Here is a 9,884-nt window from a genome sequence, read left to right on the forward strand (position 1 = left end):
GTCACGCCATCAATGATACCCCCCAGGGCGTCATAGAACTTGTCACCCGGAAGGAAGATTCACATGTGCTGATCCTTGTCAGGGACAACGGTGCCGGTATCCCAAAGCAACATATGTCCCGGATCTTTGATCCTTTTTTTACCACCAAACCCGTGGGCCGGGGCACAGGGCTTGGCCTTTCCGTGGGATACGGCATTATCCGCCGGCACCAGGGGGAGATCATGGCTGCAAACCGGCAAAGCCAGGGGGCGGAATTTACCATCCGGCTGCCCTTTCACCCCCAGCAACAATGAGGAGCAGAAGATGAGGCCCAATATTCTTGTGGTGGATGATGAAAAGGACATGACCCGCCTTCTCCAGCGCACCCTTGAACCGGAGCTGAACTGCCGGGTGGCCATGGCGTTCTCCGGTGAAATGGCCCTGAATATCCTTGGGCTGTCCGGCACAGCCTTTGACCTTGTGATCAGTGACATCCGCATGCCCGGGATGGATGGGTTTGATCTTCTGGAACAATTGAAACAAAAATATCCGGATCTCACCGTGGTCATGCTCACCGCTTACGGTAATATTGAATCTGCTGTGGCAGCAATTAAAAAAGGGGCCTACGATTTCATTGCCAAGCCCTTTGAGCAGGATGAAATCATCTTTAAAATCCGCAAAGCCCTGGAACGCAGCCGGCTTATTTCCGAAAACCGCCGGCTCCAGAAGGCCTGCCAGACCGAATCCTTGCCCTTGATCGGGCAAAGCCCTGCCATGCAGAAGGTGTTTGAAAAAATAGCGCTGGTTGCAGACTCTGATGTCACTGTGCTGATCACCGGCGAATCCGGCACGGGCAAGGACCTGACCGCAAGATCCATTCATGCCCTGAGCCCCAGAAAAAACAAGCCGTACATACCGGTCAACTGCCCTACCATCCCCGAGCATATCCTTGAAAGTGAATTGTTCGGGTATAAAAAAGGGGCGTTCACCAATGCCTACCGGGACAAATCAGGACTTTTCCAGGAAGCTGACCAGGGCACCATTTTCCTGGATGAAATCGGGGATGTGGGCCCCACCATCCAGACCAAACTGTTACGGGTGATCCAGGAAAAAGAGGTTAAGCCGCTGGGCGATACCCGGGTGGACCATGTGGATGTCAGGATCATCGCCTCCACCAACCAGGATCTGCAGCAGAAAATCCGGAACAAGGAGTTCAGGGAAGATTTTTTCTACCGGCTTTCGGTGATCACCATTGAACTGCCGCCCCTGAGGGACCGGGTTACGGATATCCCGCTTCTGTGCGATCATCTCCTGGCCAAGCATTGTGAGAAATTGAACAAGCCGGCCAAACTATTGTCTGAAAACGTGGTGGACCTGCTCATGAAACACCCCTGGCAGGGCAATGTCAGAGAGCTTGAAAACGTGCTTGTCCAGGGCATTCTCTATGCCGGCACAGACACCATTGGCCTGGCTGATATTCCCATAAAAAAAAAGGGGGCTGCCGAATGCGTCTGCATGGACTTTGGCCGGGAAATGGAACAGCTCACCTATAAAGAGGCCAAGGAAAACATCCTGACCCAGTTCAACCATAACTATATCGGGGCCATGCTCTCCATGACCCAGGGCAATATCACCCAGGCGGCCAAACGCTGCGCCATGGACCGCCAGGCCCTTCAGCAGATCATGAAGCGGTATGCCATTGACCCGGAAAAATTCCGGGGAAAGATGTTCTGATTTTCACCCGCCCAGGTTGAAAATGTTATTTGCCTTTATATCAGAAAGTTAAAATTACATATTTAACTGAACCAGTGCCCGATTTAATGGAACATTCACTTTACAGTTGAATTTTTCGGGCGGAGATGTTTAATCTCCAATCAAATTGATTTTTAATATTGCTATTTAAATTATGGACAAAAAACCATGAAAAAAATTTTCTACAGCATTTGTTTAATATTCTTTTTAACAGGACTGGGATGGGCGCACGAAGAAAATGCAGTCAAAACGGATATATTGGCAAAAACCAGTATGAGCTGGGACGGGACGGACCTTCCTGAATACGCAAAAGGCAAGCCGGAGATCACAATTCTTAAAATAAAAATTCCTCCAAAAACAAAATTGCCGCTTCATAAACATCCTGTAATAAATGCAGGCGTATTGTTAAAAGGCACACTGACTGTTGTGACCGAAGAGAACGAAAAATTACAGCTTAACGCTGGAGATTCAATTATCGAAGTGGTGAATAAATGGCACTACGGGATAAATGAAGGCAATGAGTTTGCAGAAATCATCGTTTTTTATGCGGGTGTGCAGGATTCTCCGATTACTGTTAAGAAATAGAGCGCACACATAAAATGGAATGCCTGGCCAGGAAGGCTTCTTCCCTGGCCGGTTTCCAACCCAAATAGTATAAAAATCCTACCCCTTGCCTTTGGGAACTATTCGCTGGCACGCTCAACGTATTCCCGGGTCCGGGTATCAATCTTGATCAGCTGTCCCTCATCCACAAAAGGAGGCACCTGGACTTCAAATCCGGATTCAACCGTGGCGGGCTTGGTGTCACCCGTGGCAGTATCTCCCTTGGCCCAGGGTTCGGTGGCAGTGACCCGCAGGACCACAAAGTTGGGAAGTGTGACACCAATGGGATTCTGGTTATGCAGCAGCACAGTGCACACGGTGTTTTCCTTGAGCAGGTCCACGTTCTCTCCGATCTGTTCCTTGGTCATCATGATCTGCTCGTAATTGGTGGAATTCATAAACCACCAGCCCTCCCGGTCTGAATAGAGGTATTCCATATCCGTCTCTTCCAGATCAGCCTTTTCAAATTTGTCGCCTGAACGGTAGGTACGTTCAAACTGGGAACCTGTGATCATGTTCTTAAGTTTACATTTATACAGGGACTGCCCCTTGCCCGGCTTTTTAAACTCAAAACCGACAATCACATGGGGATCACCGTCAATATCCAGTTTAAGTCCTTTTTTCAAATCACTGGCTAAATACATCCAATCTCCTTAAAATTAAAAATAATGAAAGTGGACCCAATAAAACATAATCCGCCATTCTTGGCAAGTTCAGACCAAAAACAACTTGCAATTTTCCCATGTTTATAGGAAACTTTGCTGATTTAAATCTAATCATTGCAGGAAATACCCATGATCATCGTTATTGACTTCGGATCCCAGTTTAACCAGTTGATTGCCCGGCGTGTCAGGGAAAATAATGTATACTGCCAGGTGGAACCGGCAGATATCTCCCTTGGGAAATTAAAGGCCCTTGCCCCCACAGGCATCATCCTTTCCGGCGGGCCTTCATCCATTTATGAAGAGAACAGCCCGACCATCGACGCCGGTATTTTTGACTTGGGCGTACCCATCCTTGGCATCTGCTACGGCATGCACTACATGGTGCATACCCTTGGGGGCACCATCGAACAGGCCGGGAAAAAAGAGTATGGCTTTGCCGAACTGCGGATCAATCCGGGCAATCCGCTGTTCAAAGAGATGGATAACAGCTTCCAGTGCTGGATGAGCCATGGCGATTCTGCAAAACTCCTGCCCCGGGGATTTGAGATTACCGCCCAGACCGATAACACCCCCATTGCCGCCATTGCCGATTACAGCAGAAAACTGTTTGGCCTGCAGTTTCACCCGGAAGTGGAGCACTCCATTAACGGGACTGCCATGATCCGGCATTTTCTTTTTGATGTATGCGGATGCGAGCAGAACTGGACCATGAAATCCTTCAGTGAGGGCGCCATTGCCCAGATCAAGGATGTGGTCGGCGACAAAAAGGTGATCATGGGACTTTCCGGCGGGGTGGATTCTTCGGTTGCAGCCACCCTGATCCATAAAGCCGTGGGGAAAAACCTGCACTGCATTTTTGTGGACAACGGGCTGCTGCGCCTGAACGAAAAAGAGCAGCTTGAGGTCAGCCTTCGGGCCAATCTGGACATGAACATCAAGTTTGTGGATGCGCAAGAAAAATTTCTAACCGCACTGGCCGGGGTTACAGACCCTGAAAAGAAAAGAAAAATCATCGGTAAAATTTTCATTGATGTTTTTGACGCCGAAGCCAAAAAGGTTGAAGATGCCCAATTCCTTGGCCAGGGCACCTTGTATCCGGATATTATTGAATCCAAATCCGCTTTTGGCGGTCCCACTTCGGTCATTAAATCCCACCACAATGTGGGCGGGCTGCCCGAAGAGATGAACCTGAAGCTCATTGAACCGTTGCAGCTTCTGTTCAAGGATGAGGTCAGAAAACTTGGCCTTGAACTTGGTATCAACGAGGATCTTGTCTGGCGCCAGCCCTTTCCTGGCCCCGGACTTGCCATCCGCATCCTGGGGGACATTACCAAAGAGCGCCTGGATGTTCTTCGAAAGGCCGATGATATCCTTATCCAGGAAATCAGACAGGCCGGCCTTTACCGGAAACTGTGGCAGTCCTTTGCCGTACTTTTGCCGGTGAAAAGTGTCGGTGTCATGGGAGACAAACGTACCTTTGCCAATTGTGTAGCCATCCGTGCCGTCACCTCCAATGACGCCATGACAGCGGACTGGGCCAAACTCCCCCATGATCTACTGGGAAAAATTTCCAACCGCATTATCAATGAAGTGGACAAGGTCAACCGTGTGGTCTTTGACATCACCTCAAAACCGCCCGGCACCATTGAATGGGAATAACCCAAGGTCATTAACCTAAGCGTTCATGCCAAGAAACTGAAAACAAGAAACAAGATATGAATGAAAACCGACTGGGGGATTACCTGCACCCGGAGGATGATCGGGCATTTGCGGATAATGAGCCGGATATTGGGGGAACAATTTTCCAGCAGGAAGCCAACACCCTTAAAATAGAAAAATTATCCCAGCGCGTGACCATCATCTCCGTGATCCTCCCCTGCATCATCATTGCCATTTTGGTCTTCGTCTATATGGATATCGCCGAAAAGGTGGTGGATGTGGACCATACCCAGGCAAACCAGATGGCACAGGTATCACAGAATCTTGAAATAAAGCTCAATGCGGTTGATGTACGCATTGCCAAAGCCACCCACGAGCTGGATGAAAAGCTGACAGCCCTTGAAACCAAACGCCAGGCCCTTGAAAGCCAGACCGCAAAAATATCAGCAGCCAAGGTTGATCTTAAAGCCATGGAAGCGGCCCTTGCCAAGCTGGATAAACGGATTAAAACCAATGCAGACCAGGATAAGTCCACCCTGGCAGCCATGGAACGTATTAACCAGGGGCTTCTATCTGTTATTGATAAAAACAGTTCGGATTTTAAGACAGTTTCAGCACAGATCAAAAAAGAGTTCCACCTGTTTAAGGAGGAGTTTGACGCAAGGCTGCTTGAATTGTCCGCCTATGAAGAAAGAATTGCACAACTGGTCAAAGACACAAGCCTGCTGGGCAAAAAACTGGATGAATTTAAAAAAGAGACAGCCGCAGCCATAGACAATAAATTGAACAACAACTTAAGTCTTCTCAGACAGGATCTTGAAAAGCAGATTGCTGACATTAAAAGACGAGCAGACGCAGCAAATTCAACAGCAAAAAAGGCAGCGGAAACAGCTTCTGCTGCCAAGCTTGCCAGCACTAAACCGGCAGTGAAGACAGTATCGGCACCCCAGGTCCAATCAACTGTAAAACCACAGCCATCCCCTCCCGCCTCTCCAATGTCCACCCGGGAAACACAAACACCGGCTCTGCCGGCCCAAAAGGTGCCGGGCACACACGGCATTTCAGAGCAGGACCTTTCCCAATAACAGATGAGCCACGTCCCACCCTCCAGCGCGCGGATCCGGGAAGAACACCTTCTTATCAATCATTGCCTGGACTTTTCTGCGGCGTACATGGGGATCAAATATATTGGCCAGCATGCTGCTGATTATCCGTTCACAATTACCCGGCAGACGCTGGATGCACTGTTCTCTGTATTTGAAAACACCAAGTTTGACACGGCCAAACAAGCCTTTTTTTTATATCATGAGGCAGCCTGCACCCTGGCGGACATGGGCAAAGCAATGGAGAACGAAATTACCCGAACCATTGTGCCACGGCTTGTGTCGCTTCTGATGAAAAGTTCAGGAAAGCGGCTTCGTGCCCTGGGCAAGGCACTTGGCCGGCTGGCAGACAATACCCCTGCACCGGATATTCCATCTTTCCCCGACAATATCATGCCTTTGGACACTGATCTTTCAAGCCTTGCTGAAAAATTTACAGCCCCAGGAATGGTATGGCCGGCCGATACGCAATGGACCTGGAAGGGCAGAAGCCTTATTTCCCGGGCAGGAACAAAAATCCTGGGCGTAATCAAATTTGCCACAACACAGGACAATATCAATGAACTTCACCGGGAAGCGGTCTGGATGGACTGGTTTTCCAAGCATCCTTTAGAATCTGAAAACCTTGTTCCCAAACCGGTCCGCATCCGGGACAGATATCTATTTAACATCACGGATGAACTGCCCGGGGGTGGTCCCGACACAATATACGGGCCTGCCTGCATCGTCTTTATCCCCTGCCCGGGTTATTATGAATACCCCAATTTGGAAAATATGGCTTGGCAACAAATTAAATCATCGTTTTTCAAATCAGCGCTTGTCTTGGGCAGACTGTCATCCAAGGGGCTTTTCCATACTGCGTTGATCCCCTTGTTCCATAACCGGGTTCAGCAGGGCCGAAGAAACGACAATGGCAGATATTTGTGGGAACATGCCGGGCGTCTCGATCAGTGGCTGGACTCCAGCCGATTCCCCAATTTTGCAGCATCGGGTTTGCGGGATTTTGAGCATATGGCCTGCCGGATAAAACCGTTGGATCTTGAACATTATACCGGTGAATACCTGCTCAGTTTCATTCTGGTGGCAGGCGCCTGCTTCAGAAACAAAGCCCCGCACAGAAGGGGAACAGACAACACGCGTCCCCATGTGGATACCCGGGATCTTTTTTGCCAGGATCGGTTTGAGACACTTTTAACAGGCGTCTGTGAACACTATTTCAAAGGCCTGACCGGGGCCGATACATTTGATCCGTCCCCGTTTAATATACCTGCACTTATTGAACAGCTCATCGAAAAAATGGGGCGTGATGAACATATGGAGGAAAGGTTAAGGGTCCAGGACCAGTTAGATATGGACGATACCCGGTTTGAAAGATTCCTGATCAACCGAGGCGTTACCTTGATACCGGCCAAGGGGGAAGAAGATATCCTCCTTTTTACCGGCCCCCATCTCGGCGGATTCAACCAGCCCATCTCCATACCGGAACTGATTGAATTTCTGTTCAAATTTTCCGCATTCTGCGTGGCAAGCGCGTTTTTACAACAGCATCATTGCACACGCAATTTATCCCCGGGATGAATCACATCTTTCTTTGACATCTTATTAAGGGCCAAAAGTGCGGACACAGACATATTGTATTTTCTTGCAATGGCGGAAAGGCCTTCCCCGGATTTCACCACATGGACCTTTGAAGGTGGCGTCGTTTTGGTCAGGCTCTTGTAAAGGATGGCAAAATTTTTCTGAAAATCCGTATTCTTTCCCTCGGGCACAAAAAGTGTAGAGGTGCCTTTCTCCAAAAAATATCCACGCAACTGGGGGTTATAATCCTTGATGGTCTTGAATGAGACACCACAGGCCTTGGCAATCATGGATAAAGGCACATCATTTTCCGGAGAAAGCGTAATTTCAGAAAACGTAAATACCGGATAAAGATCCTGGGGCTCTAAATAAAAACCATACTTTTCCGGAGAAGACATAATCAGCTTGACGGCAACCATTTTCAGGATATACCGCTGGGTTTCCTGAGACAGGTAAAGGGAGAAGAAATCCCGGGTTTCCTGGAGTGCCATGGCCGTACTCAGACCAGATTCCCCCATATTATATGCGGACATGGCCAGCAGATATGAGCCAAACTGTGAATAAAGATCTTTAAGATAGCGGCAGGCCGCCCGGGTGGCGCCAAACATCTCCCGGCGCTCGTCAACTTTTGGATCAATGCGCAACCCGTATCTTTGACCTGTGCTTTTGATGAACTGCCAGTACCCGACAGCATCTTTATGGGATTCTCCATGGGACAGAAGCGCACTTTCCACAATAGGCAGGTATTTCAAATCCAGGTGGAGTTTTTCCTGCTTTAAAACGCTTTCGATGTACGGAAACCACCGGTGGGCCCGTTTGAGCCACAGCATCACCTGGGGCTGGTTCCATACGGCCAGCAGCATCTCTTTTTCAAGCCGCTCCCTGACCTCGGGGTCTGTGTAAGGTATTTTCTCCCCGCAAAGGCTGATATCACCGGAAAAGCGAACAGCTTCCACCAGGGTGGGAATGTGGGGATGTACAATGGGTGGCCCCGGTTTTTCTTCTGCGGCCAGTGTTAAATGTGCTGAAAAAATGACCATAAATACTGTGGAAATAAGGAATTGCTTCATGATATCCGCGCTGTTGTTTGGTGGTTAACGCTTTATCTTCCCGGGTCTGTGAAACCGGTCAGAAAAATTTGCGGGTAATCATTGCATTTCGTACTTTAAAAATCAAGACTGGAAAAATCGTATCTTAGCATGGTACTCCTGTAACTTAAAAACAGTGGGGTTATGTTTTTCCAATGGATGTGCCGGGTATTTTCAAATGCCATGTAATATGCAATAATAGCTGATTAAAATTTCAGGCATCCTAAATTTTAATGATCTTTGGAGAAACAAGTTAAAACACGGTTGATATTTTGATTTCTTTTATAAAAAACCTGGCCCTTGAAGCTGGCATGATCTGTCTTGAAGGTCAAAAGCACTTAACCACCCATGATCTTGAATTCAAATCAGCAAAAGATATTGTCACAGAAATAGACAAAAAAGTTGAAGCGTTTCTGGCCAAGGCAATCCTTGCCCGGTATCCTGACCATGGCATGCTCGGAGAAGAGTACGGGGCTATCCAGACAAAAAGCGGATTCAGGTGGATCATTGACCCCATAGACGGCACCACCTCTTTTGTCCACCGGCTGCCTTTTTACAGCATCAGCATTGCCCTTGAAAAAGAAGGGGAAATGGTGCTCGGCGTGGTTTATGCCCCTGCCCTGGGTCAACTATTTTATGCTGAAAAAGGAAAGGGTGCATTTATGGATGGCACACCCATCCATGTCTCTGGAACAGGGGAACTTGACAAAGCGGTCATGGCAACGGGCTTTGCATGCCTGAGAGCAGGCTGGCAAAACAACAACCTGCCAATTTTTAAAGAGATTGTCCCGAAACTTCGGGACATCAGGCGTTTCGGTTCTGCGGCTTTGGATCTTTGTTATACAGCCCTGGGCAGTCTGGACGGATTCTGGGAAATGAATCTCAATATTTATGATATTGCAGCAGGGACAGTTATCCTAAAGGAAGCAGGTGGTGTGATCACCGATTTTACAGGCGCACAGCAATTCCCACAAAAAGGCATTGCTGCGGCAAACAAAAAGTTGCACAATGAGCTGATTCGCATTTTGGCGAAGTATTCAGCAGCATCATAACTTTAATGTACTTATGAAATTCATTTTCGCTTTTATATTTATTCTAAGCATGGCAGCCGGTGGCGCCTTTGGGTATTACAATCATTACAACTGGATTGAATATACCATTGCCTTGGCCGTCAGCGGGTTTACCGGTTCCAGTATCATTGCGGTGCTCTTTTCATATCTGTATTTTTTCCAAAAAGACAGTGTTGAGCAGGAGCCCATACAGCCGGATAAAACAATCACTCACCAACAGGAAATCAAGAAAATAAACAGATGAATATCCAGTGGTTTCCCGGCCATATGCTGGAGACAAAAAATCAGCTTAAAAGTTCCATTGCCAAAGTGGATGCCCTGCTTGAGGTGGTGGATGCAAGGCTGCCTTTGTCCAGTTCAAACCCCTTTGTTAACCAGATAGCCAAA

Annotated in this window: 10 protein-coding genes; 8 read left to right on the top strand and 2 right to left on the bottom strand. The window is 48.2% G+C overall.

Translation table 11 applies throughout. The annotated features are described in order from the left end of the window. From AB7U36_RS11505 to AB7U36_RS11515, 3 genes are all read left to right on the top strand, one after another. Positions 1–293, top strand: a 293-nt coding sequence (locus tag AB7U36_RS11505; RefSeq protein WP_428159916.1) for a sensor histidine kinase, incomplete at its 5' end; no start/stop codon positions are given. 10 nt (positions 294–303) lie between these two features. Next, positions 304–1,713: a sigma-54-dependent transcriptional regulator gene (locus tag AB7U36_RS11510; protein WP_428159917.1), complete on the top strand. Its 1,410-nt coding sequence runs from the start codon at positions 304–306 to the stop codon at positions 1,711–1,713. A gap of 186 nt (positions 1,714–1,899) precedes the next feature. Next, positions 1,900–2,316: a cupin domain-containing protein gene (locus tag AB7U36_RS11515; protein WP_428159918.1), complete on the top strand. Its 417-nt coding sequence runs from the start codon at positions 1,900–1,902 to the stop codon at positions 2,314–2,316. A 98-nt stretch (positions 2,317–2,414) separates the two neighbouring features. Here the strand turns inward: AB7U36_RS11515 and efp are convergent, their stop codons facing one another. Then, positions 2,415–2,978, bottom strand: a complete 564-nt coding sequence (gene efp / locus AB7U36_RS11520; protein WP_035236440.1) for an elongation factor P — start codon at positions 2,976–2,978, stop codon at positions 2,415–2,417. A gap of 150 nt (positions 2,979–3,128) precedes the next feature. On the opposite strand from efp, the gene guaA reads away from it, so the two are divergent. Genes guaA through AB7U36_RS11535 form a run of 3 tightly spaced genes read left to right on the top strand, consistent with a single transcriptional unit; the run spans position 3,129 to position 7,339 of the window. Continuing rightward, positions 3,129–4,658, top strand: a complete 1,530-nt coding sequence (gene guaA, locus AB7U36_RS11525) for a glutamine-hydrolyzing GMP synthase (RefSeq protein ID WP_428159919.1) — start codon at positions 3,129–3,131, stop codon at positions 4,656–4,658. A 56-nt stretch (positions 4,659–4,714) separates the two neighbouring features. Further along, positions 4,715–5,743, top strand: coding sequence for a hypothetical protein (locus AB7U36_RS11530; protein WP_428159920.1), 1,029 nt, complete (start codon positions 4,715–4,717; stop codon positions 5,741–5,743). A 3-nt stretch (positions 5,744–5,746) separates the two neighbouring features. Beyond that, complete coding sequence (locus AB7U36_RS11535; protein ID WP_428159921.1) at positions 5,747–7,339, top strand: SidJ-related pseudokinase; 1,593 nt, start codon at positions 5,747–5,749, stop codon at positions 7,337–7,339. On the opposite strand, the gene AB7U36_RS11540 is transcribed toward AB7U36_RS11535, so the two are convergent. Continuing rightward, positions 7,309–8,409 carry a LysM peptidoglycan-binding domain-containing protein gene (locus AB7U36_RS11540; RefSeq protein WP_428159922.1) on the bottom strand — a complete coding sequence of 367 codons (1,101 nt, stop codon included), beginning with the start codon at positions 8,407–8,409 and terminating at the stop codon, positions 7,309–7,311. The genes AB7U36_RS11535 and AB7U36_RS11540 overlap by 31 nt on opposite strands. Positions 8,410–8,699: 290 nt before the next feature. On the opposite strand from AB7U36_RS11540, the gene AB7U36_RS11545 reads away from it, so the two are divergent. Next, a complete protein-coding gene (locus AB7U36_RS11545; RefSeq protein WP_428159923.1) occupies positions 8,700–9,479 on the top strand; it encodes an inositol monophosphatase family protein in 780 nt (259 codons plus the stop codon). 13 nt (positions 9,480–9,492) lie between these two features. After that, positions 9,493–9,741, top strand: coding sequence for a hypothetical protein (locus AB7U36_RS11550; RefSeq protein WP_428159924.1), 249 nt, complete (start codon positions 9,493–9,495; stop codon positions 9,739–9,741). Positions 9,742–9,884 lie beyond the last annotated feature (143 nt).

It is taken from the genome of Desulfobacter sp., assembly GCF_050177295.1.